This is a genomic window from Corynebacterium sp. HMSC058E07, assembly GCF_001809885.1.
GTDB lineage: Bacteria > Actinomycetota > Actinomycetes > Mycobacteriales > Mycobacteriaceae > Corynebacterium > Corynebacterium macclintockiae.
Genome location: NZ_KV799258.1, coordinates 26,603 through 43,977, shown reverse-complemented (window position 1 = coordinate 43,977; position 17,375 = coordinate 26,603). Strand labels below are relative to the sequence as shown.

Below are 17,375 nucleotides of genomic sequence, written 5' to 3'. Positions count from 1 at the left end.
ATGCCTAGGAACAAAACCCGGGGCACTTCAACACCGGACTTGACCCGGCTTGGTTGCCCCTCAATTTCTGAGCGCATTCGCGTGCATTATTATCTACTCGTATGCCTCCGTAGCTCAGTGGATTAGAGCAGTGGGTTTCTACCCCATGTGTCGCGGGTTCGAGTCCTGCCGGGGGCGCCATCTAATTGGACATCAATGCCAATAACCATGTTCCCATTCCTCTCGCGAGGGCACCCAACATTTGGCGCATGTGACATAAGTCTCAATTAAGAATATATTTAACATTTCCTGAGCAATGAAGGTTGTCGGGGGTCTAGTCTAAGAGCGACTGCAATAGAAATTGCATGTTTCTGAAACCTCAAAAAGGAGACCCCATGAAGCGTTTTGCTACTGCTGCCGTTGCTACTGCGACAGCCCTAAGCCTCGCTGCTGCCCCAGCTCAGGCTGCTCCGAGTACACCGACTGACGCTCAGAAGATTGAAGCCGCGAAACTAGTTGGAATGTTCGCCCTCCGTGGAACCGGTGCTGCACCGAACACCAAGACGACCGGAGAGATGGCTGCTGGATCCATAATGTCGGGTTCGTCCGCCGAAACCGCCTACGGCGCAACACAGTTCGGTTGGACTCTCACCTGGATCGCCGTGGCTGCAGCAGGCATCGGCCTGATCGGCGCCGCTGCAAAGCAGGCTGGACTCCTGCGTTAAAACGCTTCATCGTATTTCCACGCAAGAAGGTGTCTGACGGATTCCGTCAGGCGCCTTCTTCTGTAAACAGCCCCTTCTTGCCAAGCTCTGCGATCATGCCGTCTTCGTTGAAGCTCAGCTCCACCACGAAGTAACGTCCTTCGCTGTCCGCGATCTTCCACGCGCGTTGCTTGTTCTCCGGCTCGATTTCCTCGACCGTCCAGTCCTCGCGCTGATGTGCAATCCCTTCGATGCTCCACACCGGGTCGTCGCATTCCAACAATATGGCGTCGAACTTGACGAACATCACCGACAGATCCGTCTCCCGCATCGGTGGGTTGAACGAATCCATCAAGTAAATGCGGATCTCGGATTCGTCTTCGTTCGGAATGGTTGCGTAACAAGCATTCGAACCAAAGATTTCGAACGCGCTATCCCCTACATCCTCCGAAACGGCTGCCGCTGCAATTGACTGCGCATACAGCTCACCGCCTTCCTCGCCTTCCTCATCTTCCGTGTCTTCCCCGCTACCCGATTCAGCTTCATCGCCGTCCCACTCGGGAACCTCGTAAGGCACAACTGGGGTCGTAAACCCGGGCAGGCCTTGTTCCTCACCCCACTCGCACATCGCCTCCGCGGCAAGGCGCCGACCAAGTTCTGCAGCTCCGGAAACAGCCGCTTCATCCGCCCATTCCCACTTAAGAGTCGCAGATTCCACGTCAACGGTAGCGACGAGTTCCACTCGAACATTGGCGAGCTTAACCCGCCCCTGAAACTGGTAGTACTGCTCGCCTTCAATTTCACCTACGGCAATTCCCCAGTCATCGCCAACGCGCTCTTCGATCTGTTCCATGATGTGCTCACAGCGCGCATGGGCATACAGCGCGGCGTGCTGTCCGACTCTGCGAATATCGGGGATCATGTGATTAAACTAACACCGCTTAGCTCAGCTCGCTGAGCCTGTTTCATACAGCCTATGCTTCACGCAGCCTCACCTGTGAAAGGATCCATGACCTACCGACAACTAACCCCTCCTCGCACTAAGGACGCATTAGTGTCCGTCGCAGCTCTCCTCTCCGCTTACGGGCTCCTCGCAGTCCAGGCGTTGGGCTTGGCAAAGCTCTCCCTGGACAAGGGAGTAGTCCTCGGCGCTCTGCCATTCATGCTCATCATCGCCCTCGGCTTGCCCACCTGGCTTTTGGTTCGCTACCTGCGGAAACAGAACATCGAAACTGGCTTCACTTCACTCTCTAAAAGAGGTTGGCATCTGCTCTGGCAGACTCCAGTGACAATCATCGCAGCCGGTGCTGCCACTGCATTTGTCGCCTCAATCTTGGGAATGGAAAATGGCGAGCGTTCCTCGACCTTGACTAGCGCACGCGAATCCGGGCAGACCCTCCCCATCCTCCTCGTCCTCCTGGCGTATCTGCTACTTGGTCCGTTCCTCGAGGAGTTGGTCTTCCGTCGGGTTCTCATGGGCTACTTCGACACGCTAATGCCAGCTGCCCTGAGTGTCCTGTTCAGCTCACTGCTTTTCGGTCTGGCTCACGTCTCCCCTCCGACTATCCTCTTTACGGCCTTCCTCGGCATCTCTTGCGCACTGATCACCAGGTGGCACGGCACACTATGGGCGGGATTCATCGTTCATATGCTGAACAACCTGGTCGTCGGGCTACTCGTCTTCGGAGTCGCTGGCTAAGCCTCTTGTCCGCACCGCCCGCTATGGTTGTAGCCATGACTGCGAATAGCCGCTTTAACCCTATTGACGCCCTCCGTTCCCTCCCCCTGGAACAGCTCCCCGTCCCGCTGCCGTTCGGCCTGGGCAAGTCCCAGAAGTCCGAGGAGCTCGACCTCCCGGCCCCCACTCCGGGCTCCTACGCTGTGATCACCGGCGCTTCCTCCGGCATCGGCAAGGCCATCGCCGAGGAGCTCGCCCGGCGCGGCTACGACCTGCTCCTGGTCGCCCGCACCGTAGCCCCAATGCAGGAAATCGCGGATGCATTCCCGGACCGCGACGTGCAAATCCGTTCCGTCGACTTGGCGGATGCCCCCGCCCGCGCAGAACTGCTGGAAGAGCTGCGCACCACCCCGGTGAGCATCATCATCAACTCCGCGGGCATTGCCACCTTCGGCCAGTTCAAGGACCTCGACTGGGACTACGAGCGCCTGCAATTCGAGCTCAACGCCACCGCGCTCTACGAACTCACCCAGGCCGTGCTGCCCGGCATGCTGGAACGCGGCGAGGGCGGCATCGTCAACGTCGGCTCCGCCGCGGGCAACATGGCCATCCCCGGAAACGCCACCTACGTGGGCACCAAGGCGATGGTCAACACCTTCACCGAATCCCTGCACTACGAGCTCAAGGATCACGGCATTAAGTGCACACTCCTGGCACCCGGGCCGGTGCGCGAAGCCCGCAAGGAAGACGAGCAGCTCACCGAAGTCGACGATGCCGTCCCGGACTTCCTCTGGACCACCTACGAAGACTGCGCTATCGACACCCTGGTCGCCCTGTCCAAGAACAAACTCCGCGTAGTCCCCGGCCCACTGTCGAAGGCCATGAATTTCGTCTCCACCTACCTGCCACGGAAGGTCACCGCACCCATCGTCGGCAAGTTCTACGCCCAAATGGCAACCGAAGGCGACTGATTCCGAGGGGGCGTCACCAAAAACGACATAGAATTATCAACAACAGAAAGGAACCTCCGTGAACACCACCCCGAATCAAGTTGCCAAGAACGATCGACTCGTGTGGGTCGACTGCGAAATGACGGGCCTCGACCCGGACCAACACGTGCTGGTAGAGATCGCAGTGATCGTGACGGATGCGGACCTGACCCCGCTCGACGAGGGACTGGACGTGGTGATCCACGCGACCGAGCGCGACCTTGACCGCATGGATGCCGTCGTAACGAAGATGCACGGCGAATCCGGGCTGACGGAACAGATCCGCGCCTCCGACTTCACGCTGGAAGAAGCCGAAGAGCAAGTCCTGGAGTACGTGAAGAAGCACGTCCCCACCGCAGGTGTCGCACCGCTGGCAGGCAACAGCATCAGCGTCGACCGGAAGTTCATCACCCGCTACATGCCACACCTTGACCAATACCTGCACTACCGCATGATCGACGTCTCCAGCCTGAAGGAGCTCGCCCGCCGCTGGTACCCGCACGTGTACAACGGCCAGCCCGCCAAGGGCATGACGCACCGCGCGCTGGCAGACATCAAGGAATCCATCCGCGAACTGGATTACTACCGCCGCGCAATGCTGGTGGAAGCCGACCCGGCCAATGCAGACGTGAACGCCGCCGCGAAGGCAGCGACGGAACGCTTCCCGATCTAGCGCCGCTTTAGCCCGCGTTCAGACCTCCCGACCTGGCATTTTGGTTAAGTCGCGGGGTGTCGGCTAACATGAAATCCGCTGTTTTCAACAGCAATGGTGACTGTAGTTCAGCTGGTAGAGCACTAGGTTGTGATCCTAGGTGTCGCGGGTTCGAGTCCCGTCAGTCACCCCAAATCTTTCCCAAGGTCTAGTGATGCTAATGAGTAACACCGATCTTCAAGCAGCGTTTCGGGACGTCTTCCGCGGACACCCGGCGGGGGTAACGCTGATCACCGCGACCGTCGACGGCGAGCCCGTCGGCCTGACCGCATCGTCCGTTTCTTCCCTATCGCTAGACCCACTGTCGATCAGTTTCTCGCTGATGAAGCGCACGGGTTCGGCAGGCAAGTTGCTGCGTTGTAGCAGCATGTTGGTGCACTTTCTTAATGACGCCCAGTCCCCCATCGCGCACTCCTTCGCCACCTCGGGCGCGGACCGCTTCGCGGAATCTCAAGGGTGGGTAACCGCGGAGACTGGCGAGCCGCTGCTGCCGAATTCCCGGGCAGTGATCCGCGCGCGCATTTCCGATACGGCGCAGGCCGGGGAGGCCACGCTGGTGGCCGCGGAGGTGCTGGATGTGTCGGAGACTTCCACCGATTCCGCGCTGCTCTTCCTGGGCCACGAGTTCTACAGCATCGACGGCCTGCAGCCCTTCTAGCGGCGGCGCAGCTGGGCGCCACCGCCCGCGGCGCTACGCGCGGCTTGTCGCTTCCGCCCCGCGACGCTGGACTCCGCGACTTGTTGTTTCCGCCCCGCGGCGCTACGCGCGGCGGGTGGCCTCGTAGCCGGCCTCATCGACTGCGTCGATGACCTGCTGATCCGTGAGCTCCCCCGCTGCCCCGTCATGCTCGAACGTCAGCAGCCCCTTGTCTGCACTGACCTCGATGTTCGATACACCGGGAAGGTTGGAAACCTCCTCCTTGACGGCGTTTTCGCAGTGCCCGCAGCTCATTCCAGTGACGTTGTAGCTGTATGCGCTCATAATGTGTGCCTCTCTTTGTCGTTGCTTTCGTAGCCTTCTTAATATTCAGCGCTTCGAAACACGCTTTATTCCACGGTATGCCTTAGCGCACTGCATGGGCTCGCAGTGCCTGCAGCTTCCAGGATATGTGCAGTTGCGAACGGGCTTCGCCCTTCCTCTAAAAGGCGAATGTCCCAAATCTTCGAGTTATTGCGAAAAGCAGATTTCTCGCCAAAATCCCACCCCCTCTGACCTGCGCAAACAGAATAGTTATATTTTAAGAGCTGGAATTTGGGACATTTAGGCTCCCCAGGGCATCCCCGAGAACCCCGCGCCCCCAAAAAATCCCCGGATTCACGGCTGCTGTCCAGGGATCCCCCGTCTCACCACCCAGCCAGCCCCGCGCCCCCGTGGACTAGCATTAATCAGCATGGCCCGCCTGCCCAAACTCCCTCTTCGCGCACACCCCAGCGCCACTACACGCCCCGCCGCCAGCATCCACGACGACCCCGGCGCGCTGTACACGCAGGCCTCCACCTCCGCGGCCGCCAGCATCATCCGCCACTACTCCACCAGCTTTTACCTTGCCAGCGAGCTCCTCGCGCCCACGGTGAAGCTGCACATCCGCAACATCTACGCTCTCGCCCGCATCGCGGATGAAATCGTCGACGGTACGGCTGAGGCGCTGGGCTTGCCGGCCTGCGGCGTCACCAAAACACTCGACGACTACGAACAGACCACCCTCACCGCGCTAGACACAGGGTTCAGCACCGACCCCATCGCGCACGCATTCGCCGCCACCGCGCGCTGGGCAGGGTTCGAACGATCCTGGACGGTGGATTTCTTCGCGTCCATGCGTTCGGACGCCCCTAGCTCCAACCCCTTGCCCCTCCCCGCCTACGTGCACGGATCCGCGGGCGTGATCGGGTGGATGTGCAACGCGGTGTTCGCCGCGCACGCCGAGCAGGCCGGGCGACCGTTGACCCCGGAGCAGCGCGCCCGAACCGACGAGGGCGCCTACGCGCTGGGCAGCGCGTTCCAAAAGGTGAATTTCCTGCGGGACTACCGGGAAGACACGGTCGGGCTGCAGCGCTCCTACCTGCCGAAACTCACGGAAGAGTCGAAGGCGGAGCTGGTGGACGAGATTCGCGGGGAACTTGCGCAGGCTCACGCCACCATGGCGCTGCTGCCGCTGGCCGCGCGCGTGGGTGTGCTGGGCGCGCACGATCTGTTCGCCGCGCTGAACGAGCGGCTGGCGCGCACGCCCGTCGAACAATTAAAAACGGCCCGCGTGCAAGTGCCGCGAGCCGAAAAGGCGAAGATCATAGCGCGCGCCGTCCCCCGCGCCGCGCGCCTGCGCTAGCCGTCTGCGTTCCCGGCCTTCCAGGTCTTCCACGGGATATTCCAGTCTCCCAGGCCGTCGGAGCCGTTCAGGGTCTCACCCTGCGTGTTCTTCACCTCAACGATGTCGCCTCGCTTCATGTTGTTAAACACCCAGGCAGCGTTTTCGACGGTCACGTTGATGCAGCCGTGCGAGGTGTTGGTGTTGCCCTGCGCGTACACGCTCCACGGCGCGGCGTGGATGTAGATGCCGGAGTAGCTCATCTGCGTCGCATACTGCACGTCCGTGACGTACGACCCAGAGCCGGTCAGCCCGAACGTCGAGGAATCCATCGTCAGCGACTCATGCTGATCACCGATGATGTAGGTACCGTTCGGCGTGGGGTACTGGTAGTCCATGCCCAGGGAGACCGGCATGGTCTGCACAGTCTTGCCGTTCTTCTTGATGGTCATCGTCTTGGTCTTGTCATCCACCAGCGCACGCATGTCGTCGCCGATGGTGAACTTCGCGCTGCGGTCCTCGCCGCCGTACACGCCTTCACCGATCTTGGTGCCGTAGAGGTTCGCCTTAACGTTGACCTTGGTGCCGGGCTTCCAGTACTTCTCCGGGCGCCAGCGCACGTCCTGTGCCGTGATCCAGTAGAAAGCACCTTCCACCTTCGGCGTGGTTTCCACGGTGATTGCGTCTTCCACGGCCTTGCGGTCTTCCACGGGGGCGTCAAAATGCAAGGCGATGGTTTGGCCAATGCCAACGGTCGAGCCGTCGAGTGGGGCGAGCGCGCCGTCGAGCGTCATACCCGGGGTCATGGTAGTGAACGTCTGCTTAAGCTTCTGTTCGCCCGACTTTGCGGTCAGCGTGTACGTGCGCGAGTAGCCAAGCTTCGTGGGCACGGTCCATTCGGTCTTGTCGTCGTTGAACTTGCCCTTAACTTCCTCGCCCGCGTCGTTGGTCAGCGAGACCTTGTCGATCTTCTGGCCAGCCTTGACCTGCACGTGCTCGGTGACGTCGACCTCGTCGTCGCCGTCTTTGATGTTGGAGGTCAGTTTGTTCTCGGCCTTCTCGTCGCCGTTGCCCTGCTTGCCTGTGGAGGAACTTGACTCGATCTGATGTTCGTTGTTGTCGCGATCGATGGTGCAGGATGCGGTGAAGCCAAGCAGTGCAATGCTTAACGACGCCACAGTGATCCGTGAGAAGGTTTGACCGAAAACCTTGGTGCTGCGCAAGACTAACTCCAAGAAGAAAAGCGTGTGTGAATAAAGTGACTGTTGCTGAGAATAGCGCCTGAGAGCACCTTAACGTTAGCCAATTCGGCGCGTCCCAGCGGTTCGTGGCTTAAACGTTATAAACGGTGGGCTGGGGTGAGCCAAGCAGGGTGGGAGGCCTGGGAATTCAAGCGGGCAGCCGTACCGCATTGCCGCGGATTGGCGACCCCACAGCCGTACCGCGCAGCCGTACTGCACTGGACACTTAAGGCGCAATTGCATGCACATAGAATCCCCTTCCGACCTGGCGATTTGTGTTGTAAGGCCACTGCGGTATAAAGTTTTCCACGTTGCCGAGGCGCACAGCGCTTCGAATAACGCGGGCTATTAGCTCAATTGGCAGAGCAGCTGACTCTTAATCAGCGGGTTCGGGGTTCGAGTCCCTGATAGCCCACACCGCCAACTCCCCCGTTCACTTGGAATCTTATCCGGTGAGCGGGGGTTTTGCTTTCGCTTCATCGGCTTCTCAATAGCGCTTTCAAGAGCCGAATGTCCCAAATCTTCCATTCTTGATAATTTCAGCGATTTGACGGTTCCACCAAAACCTCCTGACCAGCAGAAACAGAATAGCTATAAAAGTAGAGTGGAAGATTTGGGACATTTTCCCTCTAACGTCAGGCGATCGTCGTCCACTGCGGGGTAGTTTGCGGGGTGGCTTGCGCCGGAATTGACCCGTCCCGCTCCCGCCCCTCCCAACGGGAATATTCGCGCTGCCAGGGCGGTTATCGTTAGTTAGGAACGCAGGCGCAAGAGAAGTGCAAGCGTGCAGCGCTGCAAGCTATCAGCGCTGTACGCTATCAGCACCACAATCAGGAGGCATCAACACCACAATGACGGACACGACGGCAAACGGAAACTCCCCGGCGAACTCTCTCGCCCCGCTGAGCCTCCTGGACTTCGCCACCGTCTTCAAGGGCGAACGCCCCGCAGACGCCTTCGACCGCTCCGTCCAGTGGGCCCAGCAGGCCGAAAAGCTAGGCTTTCAGCGCATCTGGTATTCCGAGCACCACAACATGAAGTCCATCGCCAGCTCCTCCCCTGCGGTTCTTATCGCACACATCGCGGCGAAGACTTCCACTATCAACTTGGGCGCGGGTGGCGTCATGCTCCCGAACCACGCCCCGCTGGTCATCGCCGAGCAGTTCGGCACCCTCGCGGAGTTACACCCAGGCCGCATCGACTTGGGCCTCGGCCGCGCACCCGGCACCGACCAGATGACCTTGCGCGCCCTGCGCCGCGATCCTTCCGCCGCAGAGTCCTTCCCGCAGGATGTTGCAGAGCTCTACGGCTACTTCAACGGCCCCTCCAAGATCCCCGGCGTGGAGGCTGTGCCGGGTATGGGCACGAGGGTGCCTCTGTACATCCTGGGCTCTTCCCTGTTCGGCGCGCAGCTGGCCGCGCACCTGGGCCTGCCGTACAGCTTCGCCAGCCACTTCGCTCCCGCCGCCCTCACGCAGGCGGTGCAGGTGTACCGCGATAATTACCAGCCTTCGGAGCGCCACCCGGAGCCCTACGTCATCGCCGCGGTCAACGTCACCGCCGCCGATTCGCAGGAGGAGGCCGAAGAGCAGTTCCGCCAGGTCTGCCGCACTCGCGTGCGCGTCATGGCTGGCCGCGGCCGCAGTCTGACGGAGGAGGAGCTGGACATGCTCATCGATTCCCCTGCCGGCCAGCAGATCCTGGATATGCTGCGCTACTCCGCCGTCGGCACGGGCGACGTCGTCCGCCGTTACCTCGAGGAATTCCGCGAGCACGCTCAGGCCGACGAGCTCATGGTGTCGCTGCAGTCGCCGTCGACCGCCGAGTCGCTGCGGTCGATGGAGATTCTTGCGGACGCCGCCTCACTCTCCCCCGCCCAGCGCTAACCGCTAGGGTTCTTGCGCCCCTAGCACCCTCTAGCGCCTCTTAGCGCTGCGTCTCCCGCGGCTCCGGCCGCCCGTCGGCCGCGCCCGCGCCGAACACCAGCCGGATGATCTGCGGCGCGTAAGCGCCCACCACCAGCATGGCGATCATACGCATCACTTGGATGACCGTGACGATCGGCTGGCTGCCAGCGTCGTGCGCAAATGCCAGAACGGCGTAGATGCCGCCCGGCACGGTGGCGAGGTAGGCGTCCAGAACCTTAAAATCCCACAGGCCAGCGATGGCGAAGGCCGTTCCGATAGAGCTGGCGATCATCAGGGCAATCACGCCCAGGATCACCGGCAGGGCTCGCACGAACTGCCGCAGCGCGCCTTTCGTCAGGGTGCCACCGGCCTGCACGCCGATCAGTGCGTAGGCCAGTTTCTCCAGCAGCCCGTTCGGAGCGATGAACTCATGGGGCACGCCGAACACCATCACGCCGATCATGGCGAACGCGATACTCAGCAGTAGGTACGGCGAGCTGATACTGAACCACCGCGCCGTCGCGCGCGTAAACGCCCACACGGTCAGCCCCACGGCTGCCGCGCCTACCATGCCCTGCCAGTTCGTCTGCAGGCCGTCGAGGAGACTCTCTTTCCCTATTGACGCCCCCTCGGCCGCATCTGCCTGGTCGCCCCCGACGCGGCCGAGAAGCGTGACCAGCCCGGGGAGGGTCAAGACGATGATGGATACCCGCAAGTATTGGGTGAGGGTGACGAAGCGCGTGTCGGCATTGAGCTCCCGGGAGAGCATCACCATCGCGCTGGCGCCACCAGCGAGCGTGGCCAGCACCGACGTGGCCGGGCCAACCCGGTGGATGCGCACCAGCAGCCAAGAGGCCAGCAGGCAGACTACTAACGTGACGATCAGCGACATTGCGGTCGGGCCGGCGTAGGCAACGATGGTGCCGACGTCGACGGTGGTCAGGGGCGAGGAACACAAAAGGGCGATGATCACCTGGGAAGGGATCATCGCCTTTTTGGGCGGGCTGACCTGCCGGTCGCTGAAGATGGCGTAGAGGCCGAAGACGATCAGGAAGGAAAAGATCCAGGCAGCGGGTACTCCCGCTGCTTCGCAGGCGAAACCTGCGGCGATCGACAGGACGGTCAGCAGAGCCAGCGTGGCCAGCTTCGCGGGGCTGGGTAGTGCCAGTTGTGGCAACGGCAACCGCTTAGCGGGTTGCTGCGAGCAGGCGCTGGATTTCCTTGATCTGCTTCTTTTCCTTGCGCTTGGAGCTGACGGCCAGGGCGGTTAGCAGGGCGACACCAGCGACTACGCCACCGAGGATCATCTGCACCTTCGGCTCCTTGAGGGTGTTCACGGCCTGGCCGCGAGCGTCATCCGCAAGGTTCTTCGGATCCGCACGGACGGACAGCTCCTCCAGCGTCCGTCCCAGCTGGTTGCGGGTGCGTTCAATGTCGCGCTGGATGGCATCGATGCTACGGGCCACGGAAGTTTCTCCCTATATTCGAACGTTTAAGTGCTACCTGAACATTGTAAATGATCCCGCCCGCTGGCGCTTTCGCTAGGGTGGGGTGCATGACTGAAAACAGCAACACCACCGCAAGCCAGCCCACCCGACTGCAGGTCGGAGACAAGGCCCCGGAGTTCACCCTGCCCAGCGATTCCGGCAAGAACGTGAGCCTAGCGGACTACGCGGGCCGCAAGGTCATTGTGTACTTCTACCCCAAGGCCGACACGCCCGGCTGCACCACGGAGGCCTGCGATTTCCGCGATTCCCTCACCAAGCTCAACGGTCAGGGGGTCGACGTGGTCGGCATTTCTCCCGACAAGGTGGAGGCTCTGGAGAAGTTCCACGATAAGTACGAGCTGACCTTCCCCCTTCTTTCGGACGCCGACAAGTCCGTCATGGAGGCTTATGGCGCATATGGCGAGAAGAAGAACTACGGAAAGATCGTCCAGGGCGTGATCCGCTCCACGTTCGTTATTGACGAGGAAGGCAAGATCGCCGTGGCGAAGTACAACGTGAAGGCCACCGGCCACGTCGCGCGCATCGCCAAGGAGCTGTAGCGCTTGCGCGTGCCCATGCACGCGTTGCACGGCGCACCGCCCCGCCACAAGCACACGGCCCCGCCACAGAGGCGGGGCCGAAAAAATTTGTGCGCCTGGGGAGACTTGAACTCCCACGTCATAAGACACTGGAACCTAAATCCAGCGCGTCTGCCAATTCCGCCACAGGCGCAAAAAGAACGCGGACAACCGCGTCTCCCCCTTTATGCTAGCAAGTGCGCCCGCGGGAAAAGAAATTAGGCGGAACAGGCACGACAGGTAGAATGTTCCAGTGTGAACGAACACTCCGAGATTGACGGCAAGGCCCCTGCCCACCCGTTTCCGCTGCGCGTTCGCATCATCCAGATCATCTTCCTGGTGCTGGCGGTGATCGCCACCCTCCTTCTGGCGTGGTGGCAGTGGAACCGCTGGCAGTCCAACGGCGGTAGCTTCCAGAATCTGGGCTACGCCATCCAATGGCCAATCTTCGGCATCTTCTTCGTCGTGGCGTACCGCAAGTACATCCAGTACGAAAAGGAGCGGCTGCAGGGCGACGTTGCCCCGGCTGCTCCCGCCCAGCCTTCCGATGACATCACCGAGGTACCGCAGGACTTCCTGCAAGCCAACAAGGCTGAAGATATCTGGGTGGATGATAGGCGCGAGCGGGCGAGGATGAGGGCGTCCAAAAATAAAGAGCGCGAGAACAACAACGAGAAAGGGCACTAAGCAATGACCAACGAGCAGACCACCGCGATCCACCCGGAGCGTCAGGCGCGCGTGGCGAAGTCGCTGAAGTTTTACTCCGTGGCGGCGGTGGTGACCGGTGTTTGGCTGCTGATCCTGCTGGCGGAGATGATTTTTAAGTACCTGATCCTCGGCAAGGACAACACCCCGGAGTGGTTCAGCTACATCGGCCCGGCGCACGGGCTGGTGTTTATGGTCTACGTGATTTGCTGCCTGGATCTGGGAACGAAGGCGCGCTGGGAGCCGGCGAAGTGGGTCACCACGATGCTGGCGGGCGTGGTGCCTTTCCTGAGCTTCATCGTGGAGAAGAAGCGCCGCGACGAGGTTAAGGCCGCGTTCCAGCTGGATTAGCGTCGCGCGAGCGCCACACCACGCGGCTACTCGACCAGAGAGGTCTCCACGGCGACTGCGTCGATTTCCTCGTCGGTCGGCACGGGCGCACCCATGACGTGCGGCTCGGCTTCCGGCTGCTCCCACGTGGACTGCAGGCACGCCAGAATCGCAACAGCCGCCGCGCGAGTAGATACCTGGAGGGTGGACAGGTCCGGCAGGAAACCCGGGTTGTGGTTGGTGGGGATATCGATATCCAACCGCCCGGCGGATTCGGCGCGCTGCCACTGGCGGCGCGGGGTAATGCCGATGGTCCAAAGCATGTAGGGGCAGCCGAAGGACTTCGGGATCACGGAGAAATCCTCGGAGGCCGTCCAGGGCTCCATCTCTATGGAATCCTCGCCGAAGGAACTATCGAAGTGGGGGCGGACAACATCGTAAACGCCCTGGTCATTGTCGGTTGCCCCCAGCATACCCACGAACTTGAAGTCCGGGTTACGGTCCGCGCCCGCGGCCATAGCTTCGGCGCGCACCACGCGCTTGATGGCATCCACGCACTTCTGTCGCAGCTCTTCGTCGTAGAAGCGGCAGGATAGGGAGATCTTCGCGGAGTCCGGGATCACGTTGTTCGCCTTGCCTGCTTCCACGGATGCGACGGTGATCACTGCGAACTTGCCCGGCGGAACTTCGCGGGACACGATTGTCTGTAGCTTCATCACCGTCGAGGCCGCCAGCACCACAGGGTCGACGGAGCGGTGCGGCATGGAGGCGTGCGCGCCGCGACCGTAGAGGGTGATTTCGATGGTGGTGGAGGAAGTCATCACCGGCCCCGGCGCGGAGTACACCTGGCCTGCCGGTCCAGCGACGATGTGTTGCGCCAGGCAGACGTCGGGTCGCGGAATGATGCGCCCCAAGCCGTCGGAGACCATCTTGTGCGCGCCAATTGACGCCTCTTCGGCCGGCTGGAACAGTGCCACCACCGTGCCAGACCAGTGGGCACGCTCTTCGTTGAGAATGCGCATGGCTCCCAGCAGACTGGTGGTGTGCTGGTCATGGCCACAGGCGTGCATGGTGGCCACGCGCTCGCCGGATGCGTTGAGTTGCGAATACGTGGAGGCGTAGTCCACGCCGGTTTTCTCCGCGACGGGCAGGCCGTCGAAGTCGGCGCGCATCAACACTGTCGGGCCGTCGCCGTTTTCCAGCACGGCGGTGATGCCGTAGCCGCCGATGTTGCTGGTGACCTCCCAGTCAGGGAAGCCTTCCAGTTCCTTGACGATCCGCTGCGCGGTGACTTCCTCCGCTCCCGAGAGTTCGGGGTGTTGGTGGAAGAACTTATACACGTCCTCCAGCCAGCTGAGGTCGGCCTGCGATCCGGCCACGATGCCGCTGGGGCTTGTGGGGCTAAAAGTGGCCTGGTCGCTGTCTGTGCCGGGGGCGGTCACGCGAGGGGTCCTTTCTGCTGCAATCTCTTGAGTTTTGGTGTTTGTAACGTGTCCCATCATACGTGGGTTGTGCACGCCCGGCGCCAGGCCTGCGGCGTGCTGGACGGCATCTTTACGGAACTCTAATCCGCCAACTGCGCCAGGATTTCCACCAGCTGACGTAAGGCTTTGCCGCGGTGGGAGACGGCATCCTTCTGTTCCGCCGTCAGCTCACCTGCGGACTTACCGGCCAGTTGTTCTTCCTGGCCTTCTGGCAGCTCGTCAGGAGCGAACAGCGGGTCATAGCCGAAGCCGCCCTCGCCCTGCTCGGCGCGCAGCACCCGGCCGTACCAACGCCCTTCCACGGCGTATTCGGCCTCCATGCCGCGTTCTGCCGCGACGTCGGCGGGCAGCTGCAGCACGCAGGAGGATACGAAGTGCGCCCCGCGACGCTCGTCCGGCACGTCCCCCATCTGTGCTAGCAGCAGGGCGTTGTTAGCTTTGTCGTCGCCGTGGCCACCGGACCAGCGGGCGCTCAGCACGCCCGGCATTCCGTTCAGCGCGTCGACGGCCAGCCCGGAATCGTCGGCGATCGTCGGCAGGCCGGTGTGGCGCACGCCATCGTTGGTCTTGATCCGCGCGTTGTCCACGAACGTCGCGCCGGTCTCCGGGGTCTCCGGGTATTCCGGCACGTCCCCCAACCCGACGAGTTCAATGCCGGTCACGTTCGCCGCTTCCAGCATGCGGTTCAGCTCCGCCAGCTTCTTCTTATTCCTTGAGGCCACCAGTACCCGCACGGTGCCACTCCCCTTCTCTTGTCGCGTTTGCTTCTGCTGTTTTAGAGTGCCTGCGCCAGCGCCGCCCGCTGCGCCTCGATGAGTTCGCGCAGGCCGCCCTCGGCCAGGTCCAGCAGCGCGTTTAGCTCCTCGCGGGTGAACTCCGCGTTCTCGCCGGTGCCCTGGATTTCCACAAAGCGCCCCTCGGCCGTCATCGCCACGTTCATGTCCACGTCCGCCCGCGAGTCTTCCTCATATGGCAGGTCAAGGCACGGCACTCCGTCGATGATGCCGACGGACACTGCGGCGACGGGTGCGCGTAGCGGTTGACCTGGTACGACGCCCCTAGCTTGCAGCACGGCCAGCGCATCAGCCAAGGCCACGTAAGCGCCGGTGATGGCTGCGGTACGGGTGCCGCCATCGGCCTGCAGAACGTCGCAGTCGATGTTGACGGTGTTCTCCCCCAGCGCCTTCAGGTCGACGGCGGCGCGAAGTGCGCGGCCGACGAGGCGAGAGATCTCCTGGGTGCGTCCCTTGACCTTGCCCTTCATGGATTCGCGCGGCATGCGCTCGTGGGTGGAGGCCGGCAGCATCGCGTACTCGGCGGTCAGCCAGCCTTCGCCGGAATCCTTCTTGAACCGCGGCACGCCCTCTTCCACGCTGGCGGTGCACATGACTCGGGTGTTGCCGAATTCCACCAGCACGCTGCCTGCGGGGTTGCTGGTGAATCCGCGGGTGATGCGCACCGGGCGCATTTCATTGGTGGCGCGCCCGTCTGTGCGGGTGAAGTTGCTGCCAGTGTTGGTGTTGTTTTCTGCGTTGGTGTTCGTCATGGGGCTTAAGTCTACTAGCCGCCCCGGACAAGCTATCCGCCGATGCTTTGGCAGCAGCCTAGAAGATCCCCTGGCTTCTAGCCGACAGATAGGCGCATGCCTGGGCGAGCGACAAGGATCTCGCCGCCGTAGTGGCGGGCCGCGCCGCGGACCGCCGCGTCTACGTCGCCCCACGGCGGGATATGGGTGAGCACGAGCTTGCCCACGCCCGCTGCCTGTGCCGCACGGCCTGCGTCTTCACCGGAGATGTGCATGCCGGTGGGCTGGCCTTCGGCATTCTCGCCCCAGGTGGCTTCGCAGAGGAATACGTCCGCACCCGCGGCGATGTGAGCCAGGTTGTCGGTCCATGCGGTGTCCCCCGAGTACACCAGGGAATGCCCCGCGTTGTCCTCCACGCGCAGTAGGTAGGCCTCTGTGGGGTGTACTGCGGTGGCGGCGTACAGGGTGAATGGGCCGATGGGGTGGGCTGGGTACGTGGTGGCGTCGAAAAGACCCTCGCCTACCTTGTAGGCGTTGATGTCGAAGGTATCGGTGAAGTCGTCGGGGCGCTCGGGTGCGTCGGCGCCGGCAGCGGAGAGGTGACGGCGGGCGATGGTGGGGCCGAGCAGTCGATGACGTTGAGTGGAAGCCGCCGTGGGGTGGAATCGGCGCCAGACCAGCAGGGATGGGAAGTCGAGGCAGTGGTCGGCGTGCATGTGGCTGAAGGCCACGTGGCAAGCGGAGGGGTCCAATCCCTCGGTGCGTTGCATGGCGCTGAGTACGCCGGGTCCGCAGTCGAGGAGGAGGTGGTCGGTGGTGGCCGTGGTTGTGTCGCGGACGATGTATCCCGACGCTGCGCTATCGGGTCCTTCGACGCTTCCGGAGCATCCCAGCACTACCAGTTCCATAAGTTGTCATTCTGCCACGAAGCGGTGGCAAATGTGTGAAAGGGCGACCACCGTTGTGTTGGTGGTCGCCCTTTCTTTCGCGGGACTTGCCAGGATTGGCTGTTCCGCTAGGCGCTAGCGCTGAACGCTAGTGGCGGTTAGGCCTCGCCTTCTTCGCGGCGGCGGCGCAGCAGCGGGATGGCGCCGATGATCAGTGCCAGGCCGACTGCGAACACGCCAAGCACGTTCGCGCCGGTGGAGGCCAGGGTGCTCATCCGCGGGCTATCAACCTGCTTCTGAGAGCTGGTGCCACCGCTGCTTGCGGAGCTACCGGTGGACGTGCTTCCCTTGGCGCCCGGCTGGCTCGGGGTGCTGGACCTGCCAGGGGTGCCCGGCTTGTTCGTGTTACCCGACTTGCCCGGCTTGTTCGTGTTACCTGGCTTGCCTGGCTGCTCGGAATCCGGCTTCGGGGTGGAACCGTGAGATCCGCTACCCACGATGGCCCCGCCGAGTCCCAGGGAACCGATGATGCCAGGCAGGTTCGGCTTCGGAGTCACCGAACCGGAGGAACCGCCAGGTGTGTTCGGATCCTTCGGCTGCTCCGGCTCCTTCGGATCCTCAGGGGTCTCGCAGTTGCACTTGGTGCCCACGCGGATCTTGCGCGACTGAGGATCCTTCCTGAAGCTAAAGTGCGCCTACCTCTTGTCAGATCCCCAGCAGGCCAGGCGCTTACTAAAGGCTGAAAACTCACCAAAACTCAGTTCAATAAGTCAAAAACAGCCTAAGAGTACGCAGATAGTTTAACCGTATTAATGGTCCAAGTTCAACCAGAAAAATGGTTCCATAAGCACCAAACCCCCTGGTTA

General features: G+C 62.0%; 20 protein-coding genes and 4 tRNA genes. 13 read left to right on the top strand and 11 right to left on the bottom strand.

Features of this window, described 5'->3' with window-relative positions:
* The first annotated feature begins 103 nt into the window (after positions 1–103).
* Both HMPREF2678_RS02525 and HMPREF2678_RS10165 read left to right on the top strand, forming a co-directional pair.
* Positions 104–180: transfer RNA gene (locus HMPREF2678_RS02525), tRNA-Arg, on the top strand.
* Between the two features lie 194 nt (positions 181–374).
* Positions 375–704, top strand: a complete 330-nt coding sequence (locus HMPREF2678_RS10165; protein ID WP_035007856.1) for a hypothetical protein — start codon at positions 375–377, stop codon at positions 702–704.
* Between the two features lie 46 nt (positions 705–750).
* On the opposite strand, the gene HMPREF2678_RS02515 is transcribed toward HMPREF2678_RS10165, so the two are convergent.
* A complete protein-coding gene (locus tag HMPREF2678_RS02515; protein ID WP_070550708.1) occupies positions 751–1,605 on the bottom strand; it encodes a DUF6882 domain-containing protein in 855 nt (284 codons plus the stop codon).
* 132 nt (positions 1,606–1,737) lie between these two features.
* On the opposite strand from HMPREF2678_RS02515, the gene HMPREF2678_RS02510 reads away from it, so the two are divergent.
* The 5 genes from HMPREF2678_RS02510 to HMPREF2678_RS02490 all read left to right on the top strand — a co-directional run bounded on the left by HMPREF2678_RS02510 (position 1,738) and on the right by HMPREF2678_RS02490 (position 4,720).
* Positions 1,738–2,382, top strand: coding sequence for a CPBP family intramembrane glutamic endopeptidase (locus HMPREF2678_RS02510; RefSeq protein WP_168163078.1), 645 nt, complete (start codon positions 1,738–1,740; stop codon positions 2,380–2,382).
* A gap of 35 nt (positions 2,383–2,417) precedes the next feature.
* On the top strand, positions 2,418–3,332 hold the full coding sequence (gene cmrA / locus HMPREF2678_RS02505) for a mycolate reductase (protein WP_246817862.1): 915 nt from the start codon (positions 2,418–2,420) through the stop codon (positions 3,330–3,332).
* Positions 3,333–3,390: 58 nt separating this feature from the next.
* Positions 3,391–4,023 carry an oligoribonuclease gene (orn, locus tag HMPREF2678_RS02500; RefSeq protein ID WP_034969063.1) on the top strand — a complete coding sequence of 211 codons (633 nt, stop codon included), beginning with the start codon at positions 3,391–3,393 and terminating at the stop codon, positions 4,021–4,023.
* A gap of 96 nt (positions 4,024–4,119) precedes the next feature.
* A tRNA-His gene (locus tag HMPREF2678_RS02495) sits at positions 4,120–4,195 on the top strand.
* Positions 4,196–4,222: 27 nt separating this feature from the next.
* Entirely contained in the window at positions 4,223–4,720 is a 498-nt protein-coding gene (locus tag HMPREF2678_RS02490) for a flavin reductase family protein (protein ID WP_237744606.1), read from the top strand.
* A gap of 102 nt (positions 4,721–4,822) precedes the next feature.
* Here HMPREF2678_RS02490 and HMPREF2678_RS02485 read toward each other — a convergent pair whose 3' ends face one another.
* On the bottom strand, positions 4,823–5,044 hold the full coding sequence (locus HMPREF2678_RS02485) for a heavy-metal-associated domain-containing protein (RefSeq protein WP_034994101.1): 222 nt from the start codon (positions 5,042–5,044) through the stop codon (positions 4,823–4,825).
* A gap of 409 nt (positions 5,045–5,453) precedes the next feature.
* Here HMPREF2678_RS02485 and HMPREF2678_RS02480 point away from each other — a divergent pair, with 409 nt between their 5' ends.
* Positions 5,454–6,386 carry a squalene/phytoene synthase family protein gene (locus tag HMPREF2678_RS02480; protein ID WP_083303394.1) on the top strand — a complete coding sequence of 311 codons (933 nt, stop codon included), beginning with the start codon at positions 5,454–5,456 and terminating at the stop codon, positions 6,384–6,386.
* Here HMPREF2678_RS02480 and HMPREF2678_RS02475 read toward each other — a convergent pair.
* Positions 6,383–7,543 carry a L,D-transpeptidase gene (locus tag HMPREF2678_RS02475; RefSeq protein ID WP_246817861.1) on the bottom strand — a complete coding sequence of 387 codons (1,161 nt, stop codon included), beginning with the start codon at positions 7,541–7,543 and terminating at the stop codon, positions 6,383–6,385. The two genes, HMPREF2678_RS02480 and HMPREF2678_RS02475, sit on opposite strands and share 4 nt — an antisense overlap.
* Before the next feature lie 405 nt (positions 7,544–7,948).
* On the opposite strand from HMPREF2678_RS02475, the gene HMPREF2678_RS02470 reads away from it, so the two are divergent.
* Both HMPREF2678_RS02470 and HMPREF2678_RS02465 read left to right on the top strand, forming a co-directional pair.
* Positions 7,949–8,021 (top strand) — tRNA-Lys (locus HMPREF2678_RS02470).
* Between the two features lie 436 nt (positions 8,022–8,457).
* Positions 8,458–9,492, top strand: a complete 1,035-nt coding sequence (locus tag HMPREF2678_RS02465; protein ID WP_070550701.1) for an LLM class flavin-dependent oxidoreductase — start codon at positions 8,458–8,460, stop codon at positions 9,490–9,492.
* Between the two features lie 40 nt (positions 9,493–9,532).
* On the opposite strand, the gene HMPREF2678_RS02460 is transcribed toward HMPREF2678_RS02465, so the two are convergent.
* Complete coding sequence (locus tag HMPREF2678_RS02460) at positions 9,533–10,690, bottom strand: AbrB family transcriptional regulator (RefSeq protein WP_070550714.1); 1,158 nt, start codon at positions 10,688–10,690, stop codon at positions 9,533–9,535.
* 10 nt (positions 10,691–10,700) lie between these two features.
* The gene (locus HMPREF2678_RS02455) at positions 10,701–10,979 is read right to left on the bottom strand and encodes a DUF3618 domain-containing protein (RefSeq protein WP_034969047.1); all 279 of its coding nucleotides are present in this window, start codon (positions 10,977–10,979) and stop codon (positions 10,701–10,703) included.
* Between the two features lie 89 nt (positions 10,980–11,068).
* On the opposite strand from HMPREF2678_RS02455, the gene bcp reads away from it, so the two are divergent.
* Positions 11,069–11,560, top strand: a complete 492-nt coding sequence (gene bcp / locus HMPREF2678_RS02450) for a thioredoxin-dependent thiol peroxidase (RefSeq protein ID WP_070550699.1) — start codon at positions 11,069–11,071, stop codon at positions 11,558–11,560.
* A gap of 90 nt (positions 11,561–11,650) precedes the next feature.
* Here bcp and HMPREF2678_RS02445 read toward each other — a convergent pair.
* A tRNA-Leu gene (locus HMPREF2678_RS02445) sits at positions 11,651–11,732 on the bottom strand.
* Positions 11,733–11,833: 101 nt separating this feature from the next.
* On the opposite strand from HMPREF2678_RS02445, the gene HMPREF2678_RS02440 reads away from it, so the two are divergent.
* Both HMPREF2678_RS02440 and HMPREF2678_RS02435 read left to right on the top strand, forming a co-directional pair.
* Entirely contained in the window at positions 11,834–12,265 is a 432-nt protein-coding gene (locus HMPREF2678_RS02440; RefSeq protein WP_034973368.1) for a hypothetical protein, read from the top strand.
* 3 nt (positions 12,266–12,268) lie between these two features.
* Complete coding sequence (locus HMPREF2678_RS02435) at positions 12,269–12,634, top strand: DUF3817 domain-containing protein (protein ID WP_034969037.1); 366 nt, start codon at positions 12,269–12,271, stop codon at positions 12,632–12,634.
* Between the two features lie 26 nt (positions 12,635–12,660).
* Here the strand turns inward: HMPREF2678_RS02435 and HMPREF2678_RS02430 are convergent, their stop codons facing one another.
* The 5 genes from HMPREF2678_RS02430 to HMPREF2678_RS02410 form a co-directional block, all read right to left on the bottom strand.
* Positions 12,661–14,055 (bottom strand): amidohydrolase, encoded by a 1,395-nt coding sequence (locus HMPREF2678_RS02430; protein ID WP_034981076.1) that lies wholly within the window; start codon positions 14,053–14,055, stop codon positions 12,661–12,663.
* A gap of 122 nt (positions 14,056–14,177) precedes the next feature.
* Entirely contained in the window at positions 14,178–14,831 is a 654-nt protein-coding gene (locus HMPREF2678_RS02425) for a non-canonical purine NTP pyrophosphatase (RefSeq protein ID WP_070550698.1), read from the bottom strand.
* A 41-nt stretch (positions 14,832–14,872) separates the two neighbouring features.
* The gene (rph, locus tag HMPREF2678_RS02420) at positions 14,873–15,643 is read right to left on the bottom strand and encodes a ribonuclease PH (protein ID WP_070550696.1); all 771 of its coding nucleotides are present in this window, start codon (positions 15,641–15,643) and stop codon (positions 14,873–14,875) included.
* Positions 15,644–15,720: 77 nt separating this feature from the next.
* Positions 15,721–16,530, bottom strand: coding sequence for an MBL fold metallo-hydrolase (locus HMPREF2678_RS02415; RefSeq protein WP_192816938.1), 810 nt, complete (start codon positions 16,528–16,530; stop codon positions 15,721–15,723).
* A 137-nt stretch (positions 16,531–16,667) separates the two neighbouring features.
* Entirely contained in the window at positions 16,668–17,159 is a 492-nt protein-coding gene (locus HMPREF2678_RS02410) for a hypothetical protein (RefSeq protein ID WP_070550695.1), read from the bottom strand.
* Between the last annotated feature and the right edge of the window lie 216 nt (positions 17,160–17,375).

Excerpts from the sequence above, each read along its gene's own strand:
- HMPREF2678_RS10165 (WP_035007856.1), top strand. The coding sequence starts at position 375 with ATGAAGCGTTTTGCTACTGCTGCCGTTGCTACTGCGACAGCCCTAAGC.
- HMPREF2678_RS02515 (WP_070550708.1), bottom strand. The coding sequence starts at position 1,605 with ATGATCCCCGATATTCGCAGAGTCGGACAGCACGCCGCGCTGTATGCC.
- cmrA (WP_246817862.1), top strand. The coding sequence starts at position 2,418 with ATGACTGCGAATAGCCGCTTTAACCCTATTGACGCCCTCCGTTCCCTC.
- HMPREF2678_RS02490 (WP_237744606.1), top strand. The coding sequence starts at position 4,223 with ATGAGTAACACCGATCTTCAAGCAGCGTTTCGGGACGTCTTCCGCGGA.
- HMPREF2678_RS02485 (WP_034994101.1), bottom strand. The coding sequence starts at position 5,044 with ATGAGCGCATACAGCTACAACGTCACTGGAATGAGCTGCGGGCACTGC.
- HMPREF2678_RS02480 (WP_083303394.1), top strand. The coding sequence starts at position 5,454 with ATGGCCCGCCTGCCCAAACTCCCTCTTCGCGCACACCCCAGCGCCACT.
- HMPREF2678_RS02465 (WP_070550701.1), top strand. The coding sequence starts at position 8,458 with ATGACGGACACGACGGCAAACGGAAACTCCCCGGCGAACTCTCTCGCC.
- bcp (WP_070550699.1), top strand. The coding sequence starts at position 11,069 with ATGACTGAAAACAGCAACACCACCGCAAGCCAGCCCACCCGACTGCAG.
- HMPREF2678_RS02435 (WP_034969037.1), top strand. The coding sequence starts at position 12,269 with ATGACCAACGAGCAGACCACCGCGATCCACCCGGAGCGTCAGGCGCGC.
- rph (WP_070550696.1), bottom strand. The coding sequence starts at position 15,643 with ATGACGAACACCAACGCAGAAAACAACACCAACACTGGCAGCAACTTC.
- HMPREF2678_RS02415 (WP_192816938.1), bottom strand. The coding sequence starts at position 16,530 with ATGGAACTGGTAGTGCTGGGATGCTCCGGAAGCGTCGAAGGACCCGAT.